Source organism: Blautia sp. OM07-19, from assembly GCF_003481595.1.
GTDB classification, from domain to species: domain Bacteria; phylum Bacillota; class Clostridia; order Lachnospirales; family Lachnospiraceae; genus Blautia_A; species Blautia_A intestinihominis.
In genome coordinates this window covers 65,212-89,703 of sequence record NZ_QULA01000016.1, presented here as the reverse complement: position 1 = coordinate 89,703, position 24,492 = coordinate 65,212, and the positions used below count along the sequence as shown (strand labels likewise).

Below are 24,492 nucleotides of genomic sequence, written 5' to 3'. Positions count from 1 at the left end.
TTTGCGCATTTACAGGTTTTCATATAATTTATTTGAAGTAGCACAATAGGTTAATTTATGATGCAAAAACCCCGCAGTACAGAACCGTGATATTCTGTACTGCGGGGTTCTTATTTCATTGCTTTGTTGTCTATTTTAATTTCAGTGTCTCGGATGTGCCTTCATATAGACATCGCGCATTTTTGCCACATTCATCCCAAGATAGATCTGCGTGGATGAAATATCGGAATGACCGAGCATTTCCTGCACGCTCTTGATGTCTGCTCCATTCTGAAGCATATGTACTGCAAAGGAATGCCGGAGTGTATGCGGCGTGATATCACGGTAAATGCCTGCCGCCTCTGCATATCCCTTGAGGACTTTCCAGAATCCCTGACGGCTCATGGATCTGCCGGAACAGTTGGTGAACAGGGATTTCTCATTCTTGTTCTTGACGAAATAATCCCGTCCGTGCTCCATATATTCTGCAAGTGCTCTCTTGCTGACGTTTCCGATCGGGATGATCCTCTCCTTATCCGTATCATGACAGATAACATACCCAAATTGCAGATTCAGATCGGACACCTGCAGATGGATCAGTTCACTTACACGCATGCCTGTCGCATAGAGGAGTTCCAGCATCGCACTGTCGCGAAGTCCCTTCGCTGTATTGATATTTGGCTGCTTCAGGAGACGGTCCACTTCCTGAACGGATAAGATCTCCGGCATCTTCTTCTCTACCTTGGGCGGTTTCAGTTCTTCGGACGGGTCTGCTGTAACCCTGCCTTCCTTGAAAAGATACTGAAAAAGTGCACGGATGGACGCAATATTCCTGGAAATCGTGGAAGATGCCAGATTCTCAGACTTAAGTTCGCTTAAGTAGCCCTTGAGATCCAGACTTGTCACTTCTGCGAAATCATGAATATTCTGTCCGTCCAGATAACGGATCAGTTTCTTTAAATCCCTCTGATATGAAATTTCTGTATTATTTGATGTATTCTTTGTCGTATGTAAATACGCAATAAATTCCGCGAGTGTTCTTTCCATTTCTTTTATTTCCTGCCTAACCCTGTACCATGTCTGTCCAACAGGAGTATAATCCTGTCGATTCTTGTTATATATCTGATGTACCATGATTATACTTGCTATTTTACATAAAATCAAACCATTTTTTCGCGAAATTTAACGTAAAATCAATGTTTTTGACGATTTATACAAAATGTCGTTCCGATTATGGTAAACCATACTATATATTGTATTTTTGAAAATATTAATTTTTTATAACACTTTTTTTACCAGCCATTCCAGGATAAATGGATTGCAGTATGCTTCTGTTATCATCCCTCCCAGATACAGGATACCGCACAGAAAAACACGTAAAAAGTACCTGGAGACGCCCCCGGTAAGCATTCCCCTGTTCTTCCAGATCCTCATTGACTGTTCATAACTCTGCCTGTAAAGATAAAAAATACACGGAATATACAACAGATACTGTGGAAACAAAAGTCCCACACCGACCATCCCTCCCTGAAATCCAAACTGCAGAACAGACATGGTAAGCAGAAGCCCTATTTTAATTCCAAGATACATACTGCCTGCGACAGCAAACGGTACTCCAAAAACAGAGATTCCACAGGCTGCCCCGAGGAGATAAACACTTCCTCTCATCCCCAGCACTTGCAGAAAGTACTCCACTCCTGCTTCACTTCCTGCTGCAAAACTCCTGAGAAGGTACATTGCAGAGATCGTCTTCTGATGCCATTCCATCTTCCACGCGATATCCGGCAGGATCATCCCAATAAGGAAGCCTGCCATAAACAGGATCTGCACCGGGCATCCTGTATTCCTGTGCCAGTTCGGAATTTTTTTCATAGCTTCACCCTGTACCAGTCTACGGATCCCGGACAGGAATTAGAACAAAAAAGAGTGCGACACTTTATGTATCACACTCTTTGTAAGTATTTCTATAATCCAGAATTGATTACTTCGCGTAATCTACAGCTCTGCTCTCTCGGATGACATTTACCTTAATCTGTCCCGGATATTCCAGTTCAGCTTCAATCTGTTTGGCAATGTCTCTTGCCAGCAGAACCATATCTGCGTCTGTCACGTGTTCCGGTACTACCATAACACGGATTTCTCTGCCCGCCTGTATAGCAAAGGACTTGTCTACACCCTTGAATTCGTTGGTGATATCTTCCAGCTGTTTCAAACGGTTTGTGTAGGTCTCAAGTGTCTCTCTTCTTGCGCCCGGTCTTGCTGCTGAAATTGCATCGGCAGCCTGAACGATACATGCGATAAGAGATTCCGGTTCAACATCTCCATGATGTGATGCAACTGTATTGATAACAATCGGAGATTCTTTGTATTTCTTACAAAGATCCACACCAATCTGGATATGAGAGCCCTCAACTTCATGGTCAATAGATTTACCAATATCATGAAGCAGTCCGGCACGCTTCGCCATACGTACGTCTACACCGATCTCTCCTGCAAGAATTCCGGAAAGCTGTGCTACTTCGATAGAATGCTTCAGTGCATTCTGTCCATAGCTTGAACGGAATTTCATGCGTCCAAGGAGTTTGAGAAGTTCCGGATGGATACCATGAACGCCAACATCCATTGCTGCGTTCTCACCATCCTCACGGATCTGTGCTTCTACTTCTCTCTGTGCTTTCTCTACCATCTCTTCGATTCTTGCCGGATGGATACGTCCATCAACGATCAGTTTCTCCAGAGCAACTCTGGCGATCTCACGGCGGATCGGATCAAAGGCAGATAAAACAACTGCTTCCGGAGTATCGTCAATGATAAGATCTACACCGGTCAGTGTTTCAAGGGTACGGATGTTACGTCCCTCACGTCCGATGATTCTTCCCTTCATTTCATCACTTGGAAGCTGTACTACTGAAATTGTGGTTTCAGCCACATGATCTACTGCACATTTCTGAATGGCATTGACCACGTATTCCTTAGCCTTTTTGTCTGCTTCGTCTTTTGCCTTGTGTTCTAATTCCTTGTAGAGTCTGGCTACGTCTACCTTGACATCATCTTCTACACTTCTGAGCAACTCGTCTTTTGCCTGGTCGGAGGTCAGACCGGAAATTCTTTCCAGTTCCTGTACTCCTTTTTGTTCAAGTTCTTCTACTTTCTTTTCTCGTTTTTGTAACTCAGCAATCTTTGCTGTGCACTCAGCCTCACGCTTCTCAACTACATCAGCTTTCTTATCAACGGATTCCTCCTTTGATAATACACGCCTTTCGTATTTTTGCAGTTCGTTTCTACGTTCCTTGGTTTCCTTCTCCAGTTCGTTTTTCGTTCTGAGAGATTCTTCCTTTACTTCCAATAATGCTTCTCGCTTTTTTGTTTCAGCAGCTTTTAAAGCTTCATCTATGATGCTTCTTGCTCTGTCTTCTGCTGTGCCAACAATTTCAGCGTCCTTCTGAGTTTTATTGTTAACAGCAACCTTGCAAGTAACAGGAACCGCAATAAGCAGTGCGACCACTACAGCGACAATTGCAACAATAATTGTGCTTGCCACAGGAGCACCTCCTTATTTAGTTTTCATTGTACAAATACAGGTACCGTCCATGCTGTGAACAGTAACCAAATACAACAATACAAGTTTAGCGGTTTTTAGGAATTATGTCAAGTTTTTCTATCCATTTGTTTGAATATTTTTACATAATGTAATGTGCAGTTCTTCCAGTGCAGAGGTGATCTCACCCTGCCTGAATCCTCTCCTTGCAAAGTATCCCAGAAGACGGCGCATCTGCCGTTCATCAATTTCTGTATCCGGCGGATATTTCTTCTCGATCTGGCTCAGAAGAAGTGCGTGTTCGTCAGGGGCTTCAAGTTCCTCTGCTTCCTCCCAGGCAGACTGGATCGTCTGTCTGTCCACCCCCTTCTGCTGGAGTTCCTGAAAAATCTTCTGGCGGCTCTTGTCATGTATCCGGTACATGATGTAATTGAATGCATACCTCTCATCATTAATATAGCCAAACTCTCTCACATAGGAGACGGCATCCTCTGCTGCTTTCTCCGAAAAACCAGCCTGGCGGAGACGGTCTGTAAGTCCCCGCTCCGTCCTGTCCATATGCTCCAGAAGACGGAGGGCCTTCCTGCGTGCCTGCTGCTGTTCCTGATAATAGTCTGTCATGGTACTGCTTATTCTTCCTCAGTCTCAGCCGATGCTGCTGCCTTGTCTGCTTCCTTAGCGGCATTCTCTTCCTCCGGGAGCAGGTGGTACTGGATCCTTACCTGCTTCTCGATCTCATCGCAGATCTCCGGATGATCCTTAAGATAGATCTTGACATTCTCACGTCCCTGACCGATCCGCTCACCGTTGTAAGAGTACCATGCGCCGCTCTTATTGACTACGTTGCACTCTGCTGCAAGATCCAGGATCTCACCCTCTCTGGAGATACCTGTACCAAACATGATATCAAATTCTGCCTGCTTGAATGGCGGTGCAACCTTGTTCTTGACTACCTTGACCTTGGTATGGTTGCCGACCATCTCACCGCCTTGCTTGAGAGTCTCAGTCCTTCTGACATCCATACGGACAGATGCATAGAACTTAAGAGCACGTCCACCTGTGGTGGTCTCCGGGTTACCAAACATAACACCGACCTTCTCACGAAGCTGGTTGATAAAGATGACCACGCAGTTGGATCTGCTGATCGCAGCTGTGAGCTTCCTGAGTGCCTGTGACATCAGTCGTGCATGAAGACCTACATGGCTGTCTCCCATGTCTCCCTCGATCTCAGCCTTCGGAACAAGGGCTGCAACAGAGTCAACGATCACGATGTCCACGGCTCCGGAACGTACCATGGTCTCTGTGATCTCAAGTGCCTGCTCGCCGTTATCCGGCTGGGAAATATAAAGGTTATCAATATCTACACCGATATTCTTGGCATAGACCGGATCAAGTGCATGCTCTGCATCAATGAATCCTGCGATCCCGCCGCGCTTCTGAACCTCTGCAACCATGTGAAGTGCAACGGTTGTCTTACCACTGGATTCCGGTCCGTAGATCTCGACGATACGTCCCTTCGGAACGCCGCCTACACCGAGTGCGATATCCAGTCCAAGAGATCCTGTCGGAATCGCCTCTACCTGCATATGTGCACTGGAATCTCCCAGTTTCATTACCGAGCCCTTGCCATACTGTTTCTCGATATGTCCAAGTGCCGCCTCCAGTGCCTTCTGTTTCTCTTCGTTTATCATACCTGTGGATCTCCTTTTTTCTAAATTTCAACTCACTACCTCATGCATAGGTAGACAAAAGATTATTCAAAATAGAATCTGATTATGAAAATATGGTTCATGCGAACTTATGTTTCACAAACCTATGTTCGTTTTTCTTCTTATATGCTATTATAAATCCCCTCTGATGTCAAGGAAAACTTTTCGCCAAAATCTCTGTTTTTTCGATTCCGGAAAGAAAAAGGGGATACCGTTTTATCTGGTATCCCCCGAAAAATCTGCCTTATCTAAATAGAATTTATTTGTCTCCGATCAGCCAGTTGTACATCTCTTCGTACTGTTTTGCAGAATGATTCCATGAGAAGTCTGCTGCCATCGCACGGTCGACCATCTTGTTCCACTCGCGTTTGTTGTCGTAGAAGACACGCTCTGCATTACGTACAGTTGCAAGCATTTCATGTGCATTGTAGTTTGTGAAGCTGAATCCTGTTCCTGTTCCTTCGAACTCGTTGTACGGCTCTACAGTGTCCTTAAGTCCGCCTGTCTCACGAACGATCGGAAGTGTTCCATAGCGGAGGCTCATAAGCTGGCTGAGGCCGCATGGCTCGAACAGTGACGGCATAAGGAATGCATCAGAAGCCGCATAGATACGATGGGACAGCGGCTCATCATAGTAGATCTGTGCAGATACCTTGCCGTGATATTTCCAGTCGAAGTGACGGAACATATTCTCATAACGCTCTTCACCTGTTCCAAGAACAACGATCTGCACTGCATCCTGGCAGAGTTCATCCATCACATAGGCGATCAGGTCAAAGCCCTTCTGGTCTGTCAGACGGGAAACGATACCAATGAGCATTGCATTCGGATCCTCATTGAGTCCGAGATCACGCTGGAGCTGGATCTTGTTTTTGACTTTTTCTTTGCGGAAGTTCTTTGCGTTGTATTTCTGGGTGATACAGGCATCTGTCTCCGGATTGAATACATCGTAATCAATTCCATTAACGATACCACGGAGATCATGAGATCTCGCACAGAGAAGTCCATCCAGACGCTCTCCATAGAATGGTGTCTTGATCTCCTCTGCATAAGTGTTACTTACTGTTGTTACTGCATCTGCAAAGACGATACCGCCCTTTAAGAAGTTTGCATCCTTGTAAGCCTCCAACTTGTCCGGTGCAAAATAGTAATCGGAAAGTCCTGTGATTCCCCGAACGGTCTTGACATCCCATACACCCTGGAATTTGAGGTTATGGATCGTCATAACAGTCTTGATGCCCCAGAAGAATTCATTCTGCTGGAAAGAGTCATGCAGATAAACCGGTACAAGACCTGTCTGCCAGTCATGACAGTGGATCACATCCGGACGGAAGTTGATGACCGGAAGCACAGAGAGGACTGCTTTGGAGAAGAATGCAAATTTCTCCAGATCCCAAGGTGCGCTGTCGTATGGTTTCGGTCCACTGAAGTAGTATTCATTGTCAATGAAGTAGAACTGGATTCCATCATACTCCATATGCATGATTCCTACATAACAGTTCTTATATCCCAGATCCATATAAAAATGGGTGATATATTCCATTTTGTCTTTCCATTCCTGCTTCATGCAGGCGTATTTCGGCAGAATAACTCGCACATCAAAGTAACGCTTGTCAAAGCATTTCGGAAGTGCTCCTGCTACATCGGCAAGTCCTCCTGTCTTTATAAACGGCACTGCCTCTGATGTTGCAAATAAAATATTTTTCATCTGTGATTGCCCTCCTTGCTTCCATTTCTATAAAAGCTGTACAGATATCTCAGTCCTGAAACGGCTTTTTTGTTTATTATACCCTAAAAAGTACTTATTGGAAAGAGCGATTTTTATATTCCAGACGAATTTTGTCCGCAATCAGGGCAATGAACTCAGAATTTGTCGGTTTACCCTTGCCCGTACTTACTGTATAGCCAAACAGAGCATCTATCGTATCCATCTTGCCGCGGCTCCACGCCACCTCGATCGCATGGCGGATCGCACGTTCGACACGGCTTGGCGTTGTCTGGTGTTTCTTGGCGATCGTCGGATAGAGGACTTTGGTGATCGAATTGAGCATTTCGATGTCATTTACTGCCAGGATGATCGCATCTCTTAAGTACTGATAACCTTTGATATGTGCCGGAACACCGATCTCATGGATGATATTTGTGACATCTGTCTCCAGGTTTCTTGTTCCGTATGCGCCCGGTTCTTCTCTCACAACACTCGGACGGACATTTTCGCGGATCCTGCGGTCGCTTCTTCGTCTCAGGTTCTTAATGCGGTTCAGAAGGACCTGATTGTCAAAAGGCTTCAGCATATAATATTCTGCGCCAAGGCTGAAAGCGTCCTCTGTGATCCGTTCCTGTCCAACCGCTGATACGACGATAAACACCGGCGTTTTCTTGAGCATATGATCGTGCTGACAGTTTTCCATGACAGTAAGCCCGTCCATCTTCGGCATGATGATGTCAAGAACGACAACATCCGGTTCTCTTTCTTTTATGATATTACAGATTTCTTCTCCGTTGTGTGCTTTACCTACCAGGGTGAGGTCTTTGTCTTCTTCGATCATACGACCAAGTATTTCTACCATTTTTTCGTTATCGTCTGCGATTGCTACATTTAACTTTTCCATGAGGCCCGTTTCCTCCTAACCTTACTGCCACTTATCAAATATTTTATGTGCTGACAGGAAATATTATAGAGTAAACTTCCCTGCGAAATCAAGCCGAAACAGGGAGAAACACTGAACTTTCGTTCACTTTAAATCTACCTGTTTCGACTTTTATGATCACCAGAAATCCTTTATTTTGGTTTTTCGGCGGCATTCTCTGTGACTTTTTATGCGGCTCGTTCCTGCACGTTTTCTTCATTCTCCAGCATAGTCTCCGCAAATATTCCATAGCCGCTTGTAGAATCCTGTACAAATACGTGGGTGACTGCCCCGGCAAATTTCCCGTTCTGGATCACCGGGCTTCCACTCATTCCCTGTACGATCCCTCCTGTTTTTTCAAGCAGATCCGGATCAATCACACGGATCACAAAACTCTTGTTTGTATCCTCGTGGTTGAGGTCGATCTTCACGATCTCCGCATCGTATGCGGACACACTTCCATCCACACAGCATAGGATCTTGGCCGGTCCTGTTTCCAGTTCCTGTTTGTAGGCAACCGTCATCTTTGTCATTGCGATCTTGTCCGCCAAGCCGGTAAATTCACCATAAATGCCATTCTCCGTATTCTTTTGTATCGTCCCGATCACCCTGTCAGGATCATAGCGGATCAGTCCGGCAAGCTCCCCCGGGCTTCCGTTGCTTCCCTTCTGGATCCCAAGGATCTCTGCCTGGTACAGAGCGCCTTTTTCTATCTTGAGGAGATCTCCTGTATCCACATCGCTGATCCCATGTCCCAGTGCACCATAACTGCCGTTTTCATCAACAAAAGTGATCGTCCCTATACCCTGTGTATTATCTCTGACCCAGATTCCAAGTTTATAAGAGCCCTGCATATCTTTTACCGGAGTAAGTGAGAGCGGAATGATCCTGTCATTTCGAAGCACCTCCAGTTCTACACTTTCTCCATTGAGATTCCTGATATCCTCGATCAGATCTTTTTTGGAACGGATGGTCTGTGAGTCAAAAGCTACGATATAGTCTCCTGGTTTTACAACGTCTTTCGCCGGTTCTTCTGTCGTACCTTCTTCAGACAGAATCTCGCCGGTATCAATGATAAGTACGCCGTCTGTTTCCATGTAAATGCCCGCGGTGCTTCCGCTGACATAAACCGATGGGCTGACGGACGGTGTGACCTTGATCTCTTTGAACGGAATCACTCCGAGAATGCTGCATTTCAGCGTATAACTGCCCTCGCCGGAAACGGAGACTGAATCCTCAAAGGTCAGAAGCGGATGCTCCAGAACCTTTTGAACCTGACTTTCCTGGTCTTCTTCGACATGGAGTTCATCCGGAATCCTCCGGTCCAGATAACGATACCCAAGGCACAGCATTGCAATGAGATCAAGCCCCAGACACCAGAGGATCAGCTTTCTGTACCGTTTTTTTGTATTCACTCTGTCACATCCTTTCTTTTGTGATTATTTCTGCATCAAAAAGCAATAAAAAAGAGAAGAGATCTCTTTCGGATCTTCCTCTCTTATTATGCTGTGATTCGTTTTATTTGAGTCTTGTATTTTTATGTACCTGTGCCAATTCTTTCATTTCTTTTGCATTCTGGTACACAGCCTGTGTGATCTCTGCACCGCCGAGAAGTCTCGCGAGTTCCTGGATGGAATCCTCACCTTCAAGCGGATGGATCTCCGTGATCGTCTCCGTACCCCTCTGGTGCTTCTCTATCTCAAAATGCGTGTCCGCCATCGCAGCGATCTGTGGCAGATGTGTGATGCAGAGTACCTGATGATGTCTTCCTATGACAGACATCTTCTCTGAAACCTTCTGTGCTGTCCTTCCGCTGATACCAGTGTCGATCTCGTCAAAGATCAGTGTCTCGATCTGGTCTCTGTCTGCAAGGATCGCCTTGATCGCCAGCATGATCCTGGAAAGCTCACCACCGGATACGATTCTTCCAAGCGGTTTCACAGACTCTCCCGGGTTTGTCGAAATTTCGTATTCAATGTCGTCAAATCCGCCTGCTGTATATTCTTCTTTGCGTTTAAAATCAATCCTGAACTGCACGTCCAGGAAATTGAGATCTTTGAGACCTTCGATGATCTTGTCGGTAAGTGTCTTACTGTATTTTTGCCTGATCTCTGAAAGTGCATACGAAACTTCTTCAAGTTTTTTCTGGGATTTCAAAAGATTTTCTCTGGCTTCCTGGAAAAGTTCCTCATATCTGTCAAGATCTGACAGTTTCTGCTTCTGGCGTTCACCATATTTCTGGATCTCTTCTATGCTCTGACCGTATTTTGCCTTGAGATTATTAATAAGATCCAGACGCTTCTCTGTCTCAAAAAAAGTCTCATCATCAAAATTCAGATCCTCCACATAGGAAGAAAGCTCTCTGTTGAAATCATTCAGAAGGCTGTCCACTTCCTGAAGAGTCCCTGACATGGATTCCAGCTGGCTGTCGAATTCTGTCACTCTGGTCAGTTCTCTCACTGCCATTCCGACAGAGTCCCCTGCCCCCTGTGCGGAATCATATCCGGTCAGGTCACGGACACTCTGGAGTGTCTCGAGGATCTTCTTGCCATTGTTTAATTTACGGTAAAGAGTTTCCAGCTCTTCGTCCTCTCCCGGGCGAAGCTGTGCTGTCTCGATCTCGTTGATCTCAAATTCCAGGAAAGCTCTCTCCCTGTTTCTCTGTTCCTCATCTGTATCGAGTTTCTTAAGTTCCTGCATGCATTTGCGGTATGCTCTGTATGCCTCCTGGACTTTGTCCCTTGCAGGATAGATCTCGTCCTTGCCGTATGCATCCAGGATCTCAAGCTGCTTGTCCTGGTACAGAAGAGACTGGTGCTCATGCTGTCCGTGGATATCAAGAAGGCAGGAAGCTGCCGCCTTCATCTGGCTTACCGTGCAGGTTTCGCCGTTGATCTTGTTGATGCTCCTGCCGTCCATCAGTTTACGTGTCAGAAGGATCTGTCCGTCCTCCAGTTCTACTCCAAGTTCCCCAAGAGCTTCCTCTGCACGCGGATTCTCCACCTGGAACAGTAATTCTACAAGTGCATAGGATGCTCCTGCCCGGATCATATCCCGGGTGCTTCTGCCGCCCAGGATCAGCTGCATCGAACCAAGAAGGATCGACTTACCTGCACCTGTCTCACCGGTGAGGATATTCAGCCCCGGACCAAATTCTACTTCAATATCTTCAATCAGTGCGAGATTCTTCACATGAAGATGTACTAACATAATTTCAAGATTCCTTTCAGTTTCCTTGCCGCAGTCTGTGCCTGTTCTCCATCCCGAGCCACGCACATCACAGTGTCATCCCCTGCGATGCTGCCCAGGATCTCTTTCCATTTCAGTGCATCCAGTGCTGCCGCCACCCCCATCGCCATGCCCGGAACCGTCCGGATCACGATCATATTCTGACCTACGTCAATCGATGTGAGTGCATCGTGGAGCACTCTTGTATATTTGTCGCCCAGTTCCGCGGAAGAACCTGAGAGGATCGCATAATGCGATTTCCCGTCTTTTCCTGCGACCTTTGTCATCTTGAGTGCACGGATATCTCTGGAAACGGTAGCCTGAGTTACTTTGAACCCGGCTTCATTGAGCCGTGCTGCCAGTTCCTCCTGTGTGTCTATATCGTACTGACGGATCAGTTCTATTATTTTTTCATGTCTTGCTACCTTCACATCCAACCTCCATTACACTTAACTGTCGCGCATTTTCTGGCGAAGTACTTCAACAAAACTTAAATGATTTAACTTGAGTATTTTTGTGCTTACAGCTGCTTTCTCTATCACAATCCTGTCTCCCGTTACCATCGGGATCACTGTATCTCCATCAAAAGAAGCCACACCGTATTCCTGAACCTGTCGTCTGCCCTCACCGATCTCCACCGTGATCACATCTTCCGCCGGAAAGATAATACTTCTTGTATTCAGCGTATGTGGCGCGATCGGAGTCATCAGTGTCATGGAACCATTCGGTGCCACGATAGGGCCTCCACAGGAAAGGCTGTATCCTGTCGACCCTGTCGGTGTCGAAATGATGATACCATCCGCATTATAGGAATTCAGGTACACATCATTGACATAGTTCTTGAAGCGGACAACTCGAAGATGTCCGTCCCTGCCAATCACGATGTCATTGAGAGCCACATCCCTGCCTATGATCTTACCATCTCTCCAGACAGTTCCCGTAAGCATCATTCTCTCCTCGATCTCGTAATCGTCCTCCATCAGCTTGTCAAGTGCACTGTAAACAGACTGTTTGTCCACTTCTGCAAGAAATCCCAGTGTTCCAAGGTTGACACCAAGCATCGGGATCTCTCTGTGTACAACATCTCTCGCCGCCTGAAGAAGTGTACCGTCACCGCCGAGAACAAGGATACATTCTGTGTCCTCCGGTATCAGTGCAGGATTGGTGTAATGATACGCACCTTCCTGCTTGCGCTCCGCCTGCTGTACCATGCACTTCCTGCCATTTGCCTTCAGATATTCTACGATCTGGCCTGTGAATTCAAGGTCTTTGTCCTTGTCACTGTTGGTAATGATATAAAATTTATCCATCCCTCAATTCTGCCTTCCCCGGTCATCAGTCGAGCTGACCGTGCGCTTCCTGCACCACCGCCTCCGGTGATACTTCCAGTGCGGATTCGCAGATCGTGCCTTCCGGTCTTTTCCTGAGATGAAGCAGATATTCGATATTTCCCTCTGGTCCCTTGATCGGAGAGAAAGAAAGATGCTGCGGCTCCAGCGCGATCGACATCGCATAAGCCATGACTTTCTCAATGACCTCGAGATGGACTGCCGGATCACGGACTACGCCCTTCTTGCCGACCTTTTCCCTGCCGGCTTCGAACTGCGGTTTGATCAGACAGACGATCTCTCCATCCTCTGTCAGAAGATTTCTTACCGGAAGCAGGACCTTGGTCAGAGAAATAAAGGAAACATCAATGGAAGAAAACTGCGGTGCTTCCTGAATATCCTCCGGAACCACATAACGGATGTTTGTTTTTTCCATGCAGACAACTCTCGGGTCATTGCGCAGACCCCAGTCAAGCTGACCATAGCCTACATCGATAGAATATACCTTGACTGCCCCGTTCTGAAGCATGCAGTCGGTAAAACCACCCGTGGAAGCCCCTACGTCCATGCTGACCTTGCCTTCCAGGGAAACGCCGAAATTGTTCATGGCTTTCTCGAGTTTCAGACCGCCGCGGCTTACATATGGAAGTGTGTTTCCGCGCACTTCGATCTTTACTGTTTCCTGGAACATGGTTCCTGCTTTGTCTTCTTTCTGTCCGTTTACATATACATCTCCGGACATGATATATGCTTTTGCTTTTTCTCTGGAAGGTGCAAGTGCACGCTCAACCATCAAAAGATCCAGTCTTTTTTTCATTGCTGCTCCTCATATTTCTCTATTGCATCGAGAATGTCCGGTGCTGACAGACCGATCTTTGCCCGCAGGCTTCCGACTTCTCCATGCTCTACAAAACGGTTCCAGATCGCGATCGGAAGAACACGTGCTTCCGGATGACAGGCTTCCATATAGGCTGCCACATGTTCGCCGAATCCGCCGTTTTTGACATTTTCTTCTACTGTTACGATTAATTTGTGATCTCTGGAAAGTTCATCCAGAAGCGCAGTATCCAGTGGTTTGACAAATCTTGCATTGACAAACGTCGGCCTTCTGCCACGCTCCTTAAGTTCACGACAGACCTGTTCACAGATCTCAGTCATGCTTCCTACGGAAATGACTGCCAGATCTTCGCCTCTGTACAGGACTTCACTTCTGCCATACTGGATCGGGCTTTCGAATTCTTCAAGTCCCAGATATGCGCCGCCTCTCGGGTAGCGGATCGCAACCGGTCCACTGGCGCAGACTGCAAACTCCAGCATTTTCCTGAGTTCCCATGCATTCTTTGGTGCCATCACGGTCATGTTTGGCATCATCGTGAGATAAGAAAGGTCGAAACATCCCTGATGTGTCTCTCCGTCCGCACCGACAAGACCCGCGCGGTCAATGGCAAAGATCACATGAAGATTCTGCATACAGACATCATGCATCATCTGATCCACTGCTCTCTGCAGGAAGGAAGAATAGATCGCCACAACCGGAATCATCCCGCCAAGTGCCAGTCCTGCTGCAAAAGAAACAGCATGCTCCTCTGCGATTCCCACATCAAACAGTCTGTCAGGATATTTCTTCTCAAATCTGACAAGTCCGGTTCCTTCTTTCATGGCTGCAGTGATGCCGACCAGTCTGTCATGTTCTTCACCGAGATTCACCATCGCATCCGCAAAAACATCCGTATAGGTCGGTCCTTTTTTCTGCGATAATGCTTTCCCTGTTTTGATGTCAAACGGTCCTGTTCCATGGAACTGATCCGGATGCTTCCGTGCCGGTTCGTATCCTCTGCCCTTCTCTGTCAGGACATGAACGATCACTGGTCCCTCAACTCTCTTCGCCTCATTAAAAAGGCGCATCATCTGGCGCATATCGTGTCCGTCCACCGGTCCCAGATATGTGATCCCCATGTTTTCAAAAAGCATTCCCGGGATGATGAGCTGCTTGATGCTGCTCTTGGTCTTGCGCATCGTATCTACCAGTGCAGTTCCGACACGTGGTATCTTCTTGAGATTTTTGGTCACATTGATCTTCATTCCCGTGTAGGATTCCGCTGTCCGGAGTGCACTTAAGTAGGAAGACATCCCGCCTACGTTCTTGGAAATGGACATATTGTTGTCATTCAGGACAATAATGAAATTTGTCTTAAGTTCCGCGGCATTATTTAGTGCCTCATATGCCATTCCGCCAGTAAGCGCACCATCTCCGATCACTGAGACCACACGGTAATTCTGTCCCAGAAGATCCCTTGCCCGCACATATCCCAGACCTGCTGAGATAGAGTTCGAACTGTGTCCTGCATCAAATGCATCACAGTCACTCTCGCTTCGCTTGGGAAAACCACTCATGCCGCCTTCCTTGCGAAGTTTCTTAAAACCCTCTTTCCTTCCGGTAAGGATCTTGTGGGTATATGCCTGATGGCCTACATCCCAGACGATCTTATCCTGCGGAAGTTCCAGTACATTATGGAGTGCCAGTGTCAGTTCCACTGCCCCCAGATTGGATGCCAGATGACCTCCTGTCTGGCTTACAGATTCGATCAGGAACTGACGGATCTCCTCTGCAAGCTGTGGAAAATCTGCTAAAGCTATTTTGTGTATATCATTTGGCTTATTGATCTTTTCCAACATCCTTTGTATCCCTCTTTCATTTTCTGCGGCTTGCCATCTCCATAACAAGTGCCGTCAGAAATTTATTTTTGCTGCTTAACCCTTCCAGAACAGCCTCTGCCTGCTCTGAAAGTTTCTGAACCTGTTCAGATGCCTTCTCCACACCAAACAGTGTCACATACGTGACTTTATTATTTTTCTCGTCGCTGTGGACCGGTTTGCCAAGCTCCTGGCTGGTGCTTGTCACATCCAGAATGTCATCCTGGATCTGGAATGCCAGTCCGATAGCAGAAGCTGCCTTCTCAATCTGTGCTGTCTGTTCTTCATTCGCTCCGCCAAGGATGGCACCTGCCATCATGGAAGCCTCGATCAGCGCAGAAGTCTTGTGCTCGTAAATATAATCCAGCATCCCTCTGGATATCTCCTTGCCGTCATTCTCGACATCCACGCTCTGTCCTCCGAGCATTCCATAAAGCCCTGTCTTATTTGACATGATCTTCAGTGCACGGATCACTCTGTCCTTATCGGAAGTCAGATCAAATGCACCGAGCATTGTCTCATATGCATAATTAAGCAGGCTGACACCGCTTAAGACTCCCATTGCTTCTCCGTAAACTTTGTGGGTAGTCAGGCGTCCTCTCCTGTAATCATCATTGTCGATCGCCGGAAGATCATCGTGGATCAGGGAATGTGTATGGATCATCTCAATCCCTGCCATAAAAGGCTCTGCAACACGCTCATCCTCGCCAAACATCCGGAATGTTTCCAGAAGAAGGATCGGTCTCAGGCGCTTGCCGCCGGCACACATGCTGTAATTCATCGCCTCTGCCATTGTCCTGGCAAAGCCGGCTTCCTCTGGCAGATATCTGCGGATGATTTCCTCTGCATGTGCTGTTCTTATCTGCAATTCTTCTTTAAAATTCTCGTAATGTTCCATCCTCGTCCATCTGGAGCATCTTCTTCTCTACTGTGTCCAGCCTGCCGCTGCAGTATTTGAGCAGCTCCATTCCTTCTTTATAAAAACGAAAAGAATCCTCCAGGGACGTTTCACTGTCCTCCAGCTTCGCAGCAAGAGTATCCAGTTCCTGAAAGACCTCTTCTATTGTCTTTGATTCTGTTATTTCTGCCATGTTTCCCTCCTGCTGTCCGAAACTTCCGCCTGGATCACACCGTCTGTCACAGAAATTTCGACTCTGTCCCCGGGCTTGACCTGCGAAACAGAAGTGATCCCTCTGCCATCAGTATCTGCAACAAAAGAATATCCCTGATTCAGCTTCGCAAGTGGTGACAGTCCCTGGTAGCGTTCCAGATAGATTCCCAGACGATGACGGTACTGCTGGAGTTTATTATCCATCGCCCTTCGCAGTGTATCCTCAAAATCCACAAGGGCCTGCCGCCGGTCTCTGAGACGGCTTTCCGGGCTTAAATATTTAAGCCGCATCTGATACTGCCCAAGCCGTACTCTCTGAAACTCGATTTTCTCCCTCATGTCACGCTGGAAACGCTCCTGATAACTGGAAAGCGTATACATCACCTGCGCCATATCATCCACTGCAAGCTCTGCTGCTGCTGATGGTGTCGGCGCACGGAGATCTGCCACAAAGTCAGCGATCGTAAAATCCACTTCATGTCCAACTGCTGATATGATCGGTGTACGGCACTCAAAGATTGCTCTGGCAACCTTCTCCTCATTGAACGCCCACAAATCCTCGATCGAACCGCCGCCACGTCCTACGATGATCGTATCTACGCCGGCCTCGTCAAGCATGCGGATGCCTTTCACGATGCTGTCTGCTGCTCCATCGCCCTGTACCAGTGCCGGATAAAGGATGATCTGCAGGTACGGATTTCTCCGCAGGGAAATATTCCGGATATCCTGCACAGCCGCGCCGGTAGGCGCAGTCACCACTCCCAGTCTGCGGATAAACCGCGGGATCGGCTGCTTATACTCCGGTGCAAACATTCCCATTTCTTCCAGTTCTGCCTTCAGTGCAAGGAATCTCTCATAAAGTGCGCCGGCGCCCTCCAGAGTGATTTCCTTCGCATACATCTGATAACGGCCATCTCTCTCATACACATCCACGGCGCCGCCGACTACAACACGGTCTCCGTCCTTCATACGGAAAGCAAGTCCGCGTCTCTGTCCCGCAAACATGACACAGGAAAGCACCCCTGTCTCATCCTTGAGCGAAAAATAAATATGTCCGCTGGTATGATATTTGCAGTTGGATACTTCACCCTTGACGTATACTTTTCTTAAAACATAGTCCTGTATGAACATGTTCTTGACGTAACGGTTGACCTGTCCTACGGAATAAACTGTTTTCATTTAATTAATTATCAGAGTTTTCTTCTGGCTCTGCCTTTGTTTCGGATTTCGGTGCATCTTTCTTGGATGAACGGATGATGATCTTGGCCTGATGGGTCGGACGGTGTCTCTTCGGTGCTTCACCGGAGTCCTTCTTACCGCTGGCGATCTTGCCGAGGATCCCGTTTACGAAAGAACCGGAATCGTCTCCACCAAACATCTTGGCAAGTTCTACTGCCTCGTTGATCGCAACGCCAACCGGAACGTCCTCATCAAATTTCATCTCATATACTGCCAGACGGAGTGCTGTCAGGTCGACTCTGCTCATACGGCTTGTCTTCCATCCACGGCTGTAGTCGTTGAGGATCTGGTCGATCTCGTCAAGCTTCTCCAGGATCTTCTGATACTTCGCCTGCATTGCCTCCTGGTCCTTCTCTTCCAGCTCTCCAAGTGTCTCAAAATACATGGACACCTGATCTGACATTTCATCTTCTGAATTAAACTGTGTCATGAACAGCAGTTTAAAAATATGTTCTCTCTGCTCGCTTCTTCGCATGTTTCCTCCTAAACCAATATCCCCCTCCGGGACTTTTATAAAGAAAAAAGGAAAGAGTTTACTTTCCTTTTCCGTTTTCCATATCAACGCCTGCGATGCGGATATTTACATCTGCCACTTCCAGGCCTGTCATGTTTTCAATGGACGATTTGACCTTGTCCTGAACCTTCTTGCTTACTTCAAGAATATTCTTGCCGAACTCGATATTCAGTGTCAGGTCAACAGTAACAACGCCCTCAAGGACGGTTACCTTAACTCCTTTGGAAAGGTTCTTCACTCCAAGCTTGCTTACCAGCTCGTTTGTAATATTTCCTCCCATGGATGCAACGCCGTCAACTTCGGTTGCTGCCAGTCCTGCGATGACTGTTACTACTTCATCTGCGATCTTGACTTCACCGATCCCTCCTACATCCTGTAATTTATAGGTTGTTCTCTTTTCTGCCATATCTAATACCTCCTGCGGGCTCCGACTCATAGCTGCAAGAAATCCTCTCACAGCTATCAAATTCTAATTTTGCATAGGTTTAGTATATCAAATTTGTCCGCAAATTAAAAGCGTTTATTTACTGAATTCTGTCAGTACGAGATTCGGATTTCGGTCTTCTGTCATGCCGACGCTCCATGCATTGACGAACAGAAGAAGCGGGTTGCCCTTGAGGTCTGTAACCTTCTTCATGTCTGAAGTTCCTGTGATCTTGGCCACATCGACTTCTTCTTTGTTTGCGATCCAGCGGATATGCTCATATGGAAGGTTTTCCAGACGGATCTCGACATTATATTCGTTTTCCAGACGGTATTTGAGGACATCAAACTGCAGGACACCGACAACGCCTACGATGATCTCTTCCATACCGGTGTTGAATTCCTGGAAGATCTGGATCGCACCTTCCTGCGCGATCTGGTTGATACCCTTGACAAACTGCTTACGCTTCATGGTATCAAGCTGGCGCACACGTGCAAAATGCTCCGGTGCGAAAGTCGGGATTCCCTCAAATGCAAACTTACGTCCCGGCGCACAGATCGTATCACCAATGGAAAAAATACCCGGGTCAAAGACTCCGATAATATCTCCGGCATATGCCTCATCTACCACATGACGGGATTCTGCCATCATCTGCTGAGGCTGGAGAAGACGCATCTTCTTGTCTCCCTGTACATGATAGACTTCCTGGGATGCATCGAATTTACCGGAGCAGATACGCATGAATGCGATCCTGTCTCGATGTGCCTTGTTCATGTTTGCCTGGATCTTGAATACGAATGCGGAGAAATCATCAGACATCGGATCGATCTCACCCTCATCGGATACTCGCGGAAGTGGAGAGGTTGTCATCTTGAGGAAGTGCTCAAGGAAAGTCTCCACACCGAAGTTTGTAAGCGCGGAACCGAAGAATACCGGTGTCATATTTCCCTTGCTTACCTGTTCCTGGTCAAATTCCACACTTGCTCCGTCCAAAAGCTCGATCTCATCCATGAGCTGTTCCTTCTGATCCGGATCTACGATGTCGTCAAGTCTTGCATCGTCAATATCGATTTCTTCGATCACACCTTCCTTGGTTCCCTTCTGTGTGTCAGAGAAGGTCAGGACTTTGTGTGTATTTCTGTCATAAACTCCACGGAATTTCTTACCGGAACCGATCGGCCAGTTGATCGGGCAGGTTGCGATCCCGAGTTCCTTTTCTATTTCATCCAGAAGATCAAACGTATCATTTGCATCTCTGTCCATCTTGTTGATAAAAGTAAAGATCGGAATGTGTCTCATGACGCAGACCTTGAACAGCTTTCTTGTCTGTGCCTCGACACCCTTGCTTCCGTCGATGACCATGACTGCGGAATCCGCTGCCATCAGAGTACGGTAGGTATCCTCTGAGAAATCCTGATGTCCCGGTGTATCCAGAATATTGATACAATATCCATCATAATGAAACTGTAATACGGAAGAGGTTACGGAAATACCTCTCTCTTTCTCTATTTCCATCCAGTCAGATACTGCATGGCGGGCAGTTGCCTTACCTTTAACACTACCTGCCAGGTTGATCGCACCTCCATACAGCAGAAATTTCTCTGTCAGGGTTGTCTTACCGGCATCCGGGTGAGAGATAATGGCAAAAGTTCTTCTTTTTTCTATTTCGTTCGCGTACTTAGACACGTTTTTCCTCCTGTCTGTTATCCTATTTCCAATTTCTATACAACTTTTTATTTTATTATAGACTATGCCGGACTGTCAAGAAATTTCCTTATATAAAGGATATAAAGTTATAATTGAAAAGCAAATCTTTTCTCTGTATAATAGAGGCATATTTTTTGAATACGTGCCAGGAGGAAATTTTATGAATCTCGCAGAAATAGAAACTTTTTTGACTATCGTAAACACCAAGAGTATTACCCGCACCGCTGATCTTTTATTTCTGTCCCAGCCAACTGTCAGCCATCGTCTGAATTCCCTTGAGAATGAACTGGGATTTCCTCTTGTCATCCGAAACAAAGGACATAAGCAGGTCGAACTCACACCCAAAGGAATGGATTTTGTCGTCCTCGCCGAACGGTGGATGTCCCTGTGGAAAGAAACACTCACACTTCAGCACAACCAGGAACGGATGCTTCTGACAATCGGCTGCACGGACAGCCTGAACATCGCCGTATTTGCTCCGCTGTATGATGAGATCCTTCAGTCACATTCTCATCTGGATCTGGATATTGAATCTCATCACTCCAATGAACTGTACGATCTGCTCAGTGAGCACAAATTTGATATCGGTTTTGTCTATCAACATCTTCATTACAAAAACATCATCGCAGAGCAGATCTTTGAAGAAAAACTTTATCTGGTGCAGTCCGAACATCCGGTGATCCCGCGGGCGCAGGTACATACGGATGAACTGGATTCCTCCATGGAACTGTTTCTGAGCTGGGATGACAATTTCCAGATCTGGCATGACCGCTGGCTTTCTTCTGTTACGAGACCTCATATCTCAGCAGACACGATCACTCTGCTTGACCGCCTGTGGAAAAAGGACGAAAACTGGATGATCGCACCGGAATCTGTCATTCAGGAGCTTTCGCATTACCGTTCTCTGTATGTCAGCGAACTGGTCAACACCCCGCCAAACCGTGTCTGCTACAAAATCCGGCATCGTTATCCCAAGGTTTCCAACAAGCTCGCTGTTGAATATTTTGAGCACGAGCTGGAACGTTTTCTTGAAAAACGGCATCTCCATATCCCAGTCGGCGTTGTATGGCATTCTTAATGCTTTTTATGTCAAAACAGAGAGGAAGCTCCCCTCTGTTTTGATCTGTGTCATTTCTTAATCATAGATACCGTCTGTCTGGATCACCTGATCGGTGGAAGTTTCCTGGTCTTCGTATGTAGTATCTGCTTCGTCCGTGCTGTCATAGGCCGCGGTCTCGTCAGCATTTTCTTCCATCGAACTGCTTTCTTCCCCTGTATCCTCTGTCTGGTCAAGCGGCGTGATCACGATATTTTCTGCTGCGATCCCTGTCTTTCTCTTGATGATATCCTCGATCTGTGCTCTTTTTGCATCTTCGAGGTCTGCTTCCGGCACAACTACATCTGCAGTCTCTCCGGTAAGATTTACTACCGCATTCTCGAATCCTTTGGCTTCAAGAAGCATTTCTGCTGCAGCTTCTTTTTCAGATACGTCTGTCATCTCTACCATGGTGTTGATGGCGGTCTGTTTCTGATCATCCGAGATATCCGCATTGTTGATGATCTCCTGCAGGTCCGCCTTGTTCTGGGAGCGCACCTGTTCACGGGAAAGCTTTGCCTGTGCCGCAAATCCGGATGCCCCTGTCAGCACCGCCTCCCCCGGCGTTGTCGTGTCTTCTTCTGTATCGGTAAGACTGCTCTGACTGTTTTCTTCCAGAAGTGCGCTTTCGTCGGTAATGTCATAATCCACCTGATCCAAAATACTTGCACTGTCCGTGCTCGCTTCTTTGTCCTTGAATCCCAGATCCACGTCTGCAAAATTCAGGTATCCCGCCACTGCGATCAGGATTGCCAGTGAAGTGATGATGACCTGATTCCTTTTTACGATTTTTTTCACTTTACTCTCCTCATTTCATTTTCATTATTTTTATTTTATGGGCTTCGATCTGAAATAATGCCATTACCGCCTGCTGAATTTTCTGCACGACCACCGGATCAGAGGCTCCCTCTGCCGCGATCAGCACTCCTCTGACTTCTGTTTCACCGGAACGATAGATTCCCTGCTGTTCCTCCGTCATCAGCATCACTTTGACTTCACCAACTCCTTCTACATTCTCCAGAATATTCTGAAGCCTGCGTTCCAGGGAGGACTGGATTTCATCTGTGCTCTGTGTACTGTTATCCATCAGGATCGTCTGCTTTGGTATACTGCTCTTTTTGGATACCGGAAGTGCGATCACCGACAGAAGAAGTCCCAGAAGCAGGATCACGATCCACTGCTGTTTCGTCATTCCCTTCTGCAAAAATTCTGATATTCTGCTCTTCGATCCCGAAGCTCTGCCGGAGTTCATCCTGGATCCTCCTTTCCTGTTCGCTGTCCATGTTCTGATCTGCCTTCAGTTCCACCGATATCGTCTCTCCTTCTATATCTACGATGGTCTCCTGTATTTTTATTCCTGCATCTTCACATTTTTTTGCAATCTGGGATGCAAGTTCCTGACGAAAGCCTTTACGGATGTAAAAGCCCTGAAGATCCTGCGTTTCTTTCTGCTCCAGAAGGTGTACTTCCTCGTTATAATGGTCTGCGAAATCCCCGATCATCTCCCTGCTTCCCCGCAGGAAAGAAAAAAGCGGCGTGCACAGCATGTAGATCAAAAGAAGTCCCATGAAAGACCGGATGTACCGTTCATATTTTCTGTCCGGCATCAATTGCAGGACCGCAGTAAATAAAATATAAAACGTCGCCAGGATCCTGACCCACTGATAGATTTCTGCCTTCATCTGCCCTCCTAACTCTGGATCCCTGCCATCAGGACAAGGAATGCCAGCATGCATAGAACTTCCGCAGTAAAAACGATCCGAAGAAGCAGGGTGCATCCCTCGCCCATTGCACTGAGAGCGCTGACCATCCGTTTATCTGAGATCGGCTGTGATACCGCCGAAAGAAAGCGATACAAAAGCGACAGGACACCATAATGCAGCATCGGTCCTGCTCCCGCCAGTACAAATACGACGAGTATCACAACGCCAAGACAGTTTCGGATCAGGACTGCGCTTGTCACGACCAGCTCTGTCACCATATTTACGGCGTTTCCTACTCCCGGAAGTGCCCCTGCCGCCCTTCCGAGAAGTCCGCGTTTCAGGTTGTCCATGACCGGTGCAACCAGATTTCGGATGATCTGCAGGCCGACCACTGCCGCGAGGAGTGTTTTGAGGCTCCAGGAGATCACCGTGTTGAGGAATTCTGCCATTTTTCCGAGCATTTCTTCTTTTGATAGGGAGTTTACGAGCTGTAAAAGGACATACAGGCTGGACGCAGGCAGGATGACAGTCGCAAGAAGCCACTGGATCAGCCATACCAGAATCAGAACCCCCTCATAAAAAACTGCCGCCGATGCCGCGCCGGACGAGGCACAGACTGTCATGTAAAACGCCGGTGCCAGCCCTTTCATAACTTCCGTCATCCAGTCGATCGTCTTTTCCAACGACAGGCTCATTTCAGAAAAGGAATCTGTCAGCAGTGTAAAAACCAGCAGATAAACGACAAAAAAACTGATATTTCCAACCTGTTCGTTTTCGAACACATCCGCAAAGCTGGAAAAAACAGCCGCAAACAGTACCAGAAGGAGAAGTTTGACCAAAAGTCCCCTCTCCTGTTCCAGACGATAAAAGAAAAAGCGGTACACCACTCCCTGTACCGCTTCTTTTGAAAATGCTTGTTCACCTTTTGTCAGTTTTATGAGCGCATCTTTCATGGAAAAACTGTCTTCGCCCAGAAGTTCATCCAGCATGTTCTGGACATCTGTCAGTTCGATCTCGTTCAGAAGTTCCTGTGCGATGTCTGTGTCGTTTTGATTAGAATCAGATATGTCGTCTGACTGGCTTTTCTTTGGTGTCTGGCTCTGAATTCCTGTACTGCTTCCATAAACTTCTGCTACACATGCTACCATCAGAATTACCAGACATACCACACGCACCAGCACCGCCAGCCAGTTTTTCCCTCTCATGCCATAAACTCCTGAATCGTTTCCAGCAGTGCCAGAAGGATGGGAACACTCTGTACCAGTACAGAAAGCCGGCAGAATAATTCAATCTGCGCCGCCGTAGCCTGATGCCCCGCATCCTTGCAGATTCCTGCCGAAAACTGTCCGATGTAAGTGATTCCGATCATTTTAATTAACGTCGTCAGGTACTCCTGCTCCACAGGCAGGCTGTCCTTGAGCTGCCGCAGCGTTCCGAAAAGATATTCCAGCTTTCCGACAGCCAGTCCCAGGATCATGATGCCAATTCCCATCGTGATAAAAGCGGTATATTCCGGCCGGGTTTCTTTCAGAAAAAAGCATAATATAACACCGCAGATCCCCAGAAGAGAAATTTTTATAATATCCATCTTT

Annotated in this window: 25 protein-coding genes; 1 reads left to right on the top strand and 24 read right to left on the bottom strand. The window is 47.0% G+C overall.

The genetic code is table 11. From position 1 onward, the window contains the following. Positions 1-141 precede the first annotated feature (141 nt). The 19 genes from xerD to DXC01_RS11955 form a co-directional block, all read right to left on the bottom strand. Positions 142-1,026 carry a site-specific tyrosine recombinase XerD gene (gene xerD, locus DXC01_RS12045; protein WP_118698994.1) on the bottom strand — a complete coding sequence of 295 codons (885 nt, stop codon included), beginning with the start codon at positions 1,024-1,026 and terminating at the stop codon, positions 142-144. Between the two features lie 231 nt (positions 1,027-1,257). Beyond that, entirely contained in the window at positions 1,258-1,851 is a 594-nt protein-coding gene (locus tag DXC01_RS12040) for a stage II sporulation protein M (RefSeq protein WP_022214969.1), read from the bottom strand. 109 nt (positions 1,852-1,960) lie between these two features. Then, the gene (gene rny / locus DXC01_RS12035; protein WP_022214968.1) at positions 1,961-3,520 is read right to left on the bottom strand and encodes a ribonuclease Y; all 1,560 of its coding nucleotides are present in this window, start codon (positions 3,518-3,520) and stop codon (positions 1,961-1,963) included. Positions 3,521-3,637: 117 nt separating this feature from the next. Then, the gene (locus tag DXC01_RS12030; RefSeq protein WP_118698990.1) at positions 3,638-4,138 is read right to left on the bottom strand and encodes a regulatory protein RecX; all 501 of its coding nucleotides are present in this window, start codon (positions 4,136-4,138) and stop codon (positions 3,638-3,640) included. A gap of 8 nt (positions 4,139-4,146) precedes the next feature. Next, complete coding sequence (gene recA / locus DXC01_RS12025; protein ID WP_022214966.1) at positions 4,147-5,208, bottom strand: recombinase RecA; 1,062 nt, start codon at positions 5,206-5,208, stop codon at positions 4,147-4,149. Positions 5,209-5,485: 277 nt separating this feature from the next. After that, complete coding sequence (glgA, locus tag DXC01_RS12020) at positions 5,486-6,934, bottom strand: glycogen synthase GlgA (protein ID WP_022214965.1); 1,449 nt, start codon at positions 6,932-6,934, stop codon at positions 5,486-5,488. Positions 6,935-7,028: 94 nt separating this feature from the next. Further along, a complete protein-coding gene (spo0A, locus tag DXC01_RS12015; RefSeq protein ID WP_118698989.1) occupies positions 7,029-7,838 on the bottom strand; it encodes a sporulation transcription factor Spo0A in 810 nt (269 codons plus the stop codon). A gap of 206 nt (positions 7,839-8,044) precedes the next feature. Further along, positions 8,045-9,271 carry a SpoIVB peptidase gene (gene spoIVB, locus DXC01_RS12010; protein WP_022214963.1) on the bottom strand — a complete coding sequence of 409 codons (1,227 nt, stop codon included), beginning with the start codon at positions 9,269-9,271 and terminating at the stop codon, positions 8,045-8,047. Positions 9,272-9,374: 103 nt separating this feature from the next. Next, positions 9,375-11,066 carry a DNA repair protein RecN gene (recN, locus tag DXC01_RS12005; RefSeq protein ID WP_118251937.1) on the bottom strand — a complete coding sequence of 564 codons (1,692 nt, stop codon included), beginning with the start codon at positions 11,064-11,066 and terminating at the stop codon, positions 9,375-9,377. Continuing rightward, positions 11,060-11,515, bottom strand: a complete 456-nt coding sequence (argR, locus tag DXC01_RS12000) for an arginine repressor (protein WP_022214961.1) — start codon at positions 11,513-11,515, stop codon at positions 11,060-11,062. The genes recN and argR overlap by 7 nt, the downstream gene beginning before the upstream one ends. 18 nt (positions 11,516-11,533) lie before the next feature. Next, complete coding sequence (locus DXC01_RS11995) at positions 11,534-12,394, bottom strand: NAD(+)/NADH kinase (RefSeq protein WP_022214960.1); 861 nt, start codon at positions 12,392-12,394, stop codon at positions 11,534-11,536. A 25-nt stretch (positions 12,395-12,419) separates the two neighbouring features. Then, positions 12,420-13,229, bottom strand: a complete 810-nt coding sequence (locus DXC01_RS11990) for a TlyA family RNA methyltransferase (RefSeq protein ID WP_022214959.1) — start codon at positions 13,227-13,229, stop codon at positions 12,420-12,422. Then, entirely contained in the window at positions 13,226-15,088 is a 1,863-nt protein-coding gene (dxs, locus tag DXC01_RS11985; protein ID WP_118698988.1) for a 1-deoxy-D-xylulose-5-phosphate synthase, read from the bottom strand. The genes DXC01_RS11990 and dxs overlap by 4 nt, the downstream gene beginning before the upstream one ends. Before the next feature lie 16 nt (positions 15,089-15,104). Further along, positions 15,105-16,004, bottom strand: a complete 900-nt coding sequence (locus DXC01_RS11980) for a polyprenyl synthetase family protein (protein ID WP_118698987.1) — start codon at positions 16,002-16,004, stop codon at positions 15,105-15,107. Continuing rightward, on the bottom strand, positions 15,982-16,197 hold the full coding sequence (xseB, locus tag DXC01_RS11975) for an exodeoxyribonuclease VII small subunit (RefSeq protein ID WP_022214956.1): 216 nt from the start codon (positions 16,195-16,197) through the stop codon (positions 15,982-15,984). The genes DXC01_RS11980 and xseB overlap by 23 nt, the downstream gene beginning before the upstream one ends. After that, positions 16,185-17,396: an exodeoxyribonuclease VII large subunit gene (xseA, locus tag DXC01_RS11970; RefSeq protein WP_118698986.1), complete on the bottom strand. Its 1,212-nt coding sequence runs from the start codon at positions 17,394-17,396 to the stop codon at positions 16,185-16,187. Before xseA ends, xseB begins: the two co-directional genes overlap by 13 nt. 4 nt (positions 17,397-17,400) lie before the next feature. Continuing rightward, on the bottom strand, positions 17,401-17,931 hold the full coding sequence (nusB, locus tag DXC01_RS11965) for a transcription antitermination factor NusB (RefSeq protein WP_118698985.1): 531 nt from the start codon (positions 17,929-17,931) through the stop codon (positions 17,401-17,403). 58 nt (positions 17,932-17,989) lie between these two features. After that, positions 17,990-18,376, bottom strand: a complete 387-nt coding sequence (locus DXC01_RS11960) for an Asp23/Gls24 family envelope stress response protein (protein WP_118251940.1) — start codon at positions 18,374-18,376, stop codon at positions 17,990-17,992. A 114-nt stretch (positions 18,377-18,490) separates the two neighbouring features. After that, the gene (locus DXC01_RS11955; RefSeq protein WP_022214952.1) at positions 18,491-20,080 is read right to left on the bottom strand and encodes a peptide chain release factor 3; all 1,590 of its coding nucleotides are present in this window, start codon (positions 20,078-20,080) and stop codon (positions 18,491-18,493) included. 181 nt (positions 20,081-20,261) lie between these two features. Between DXC01_RS11955 and DXC01_RS11950 the strand changes: the two genes are divergently transcribed. Beyond that, the gene (locus DXC01_RS11950) at positions 20,262-21,179 is read left to right on the top strand and encodes a LysR family transcriptional regulator (protein ID WP_118251941.1); all 918 of its coding nucleotides are present in this window, start codon (positions 20,262-20,264) and stop codon (positions 21,177-21,179) included. Positions 21,180-21,236: 57 nt separating this feature from the next. Here the strand turns inward: DXC01_RS11950 and DXC01_RS11945 are convergent, their stop codons facing one another. Genes DXC01_RS11945 through DXC01_RS11925 form a run of 5 tightly spaced genes read right to left on the bottom strand, consistent with a single transcriptional unit; the run spans position 21,237 to position 24,488 of the window. Beyond that, positions 21,237-21,995: a SpoIIIAH-like family protein gene (locus DXC01_RS11945; protein ID WP_118251942.1), complete on the bottom strand. Its 759-nt coding sequence runs from the start codon at positions 21,993-21,995 to the stop codon at positions 21,237-21,239. A gap of 10 nt (positions 21,996-22,005) precedes the next feature. Then, on the bottom strand, positions 22,006-22,284 hold the full coding sequence (locus tag DXC01_RS11940; protein WP_118251943.1) for a hypothetical protein: 279 nt from the start codon (positions 22,282-22,284) through the stop codon (positions 22,006-22,008). Continuing rightward, positions 22,277-22,879: a stage III sporulation protein AF gene (locus tag DXC01_RS11935; protein WP_118698984.1), complete on the bottom strand. Its 603-nt coding sequence runs from the start codon at positions 22,877-22,879 to the stop codon at positions 22,277-22,279. Before DXC01_RS11935 ends, DXC01_RS11940 begins: the two co-directional genes overlap by 8 nt. Positions 22,880-22,887: 8 nt before the next feature. Then, positions 22,888-24,105 (bottom strand): stage III sporulation protein AE, encoded by a 1,218-nt coding sequence (locus tag DXC01_RS11930; RefSeq protein WP_118698983.1) that lies wholly within the window; start codon positions 24,103-24,105, stop codon positions 22,888-22,890. Continuing rightward, positions 24,102-24,488, bottom strand: coding sequence for a SpoIIIAC/SpoIIIAD family protein (locus DXC01_RS11925; RefSeq protein ID WP_022214946.1), 387 nt, complete (start codon positions 24,486-24,488; stop codon positions 24,102-24,104). Before DXC01_RS11925 ends, DXC01_RS11930 begins: the two co-directional genes overlap by 4 nt. Between the last annotated feature and the right edge of the window lie 4 nt (positions 24,489-24,492).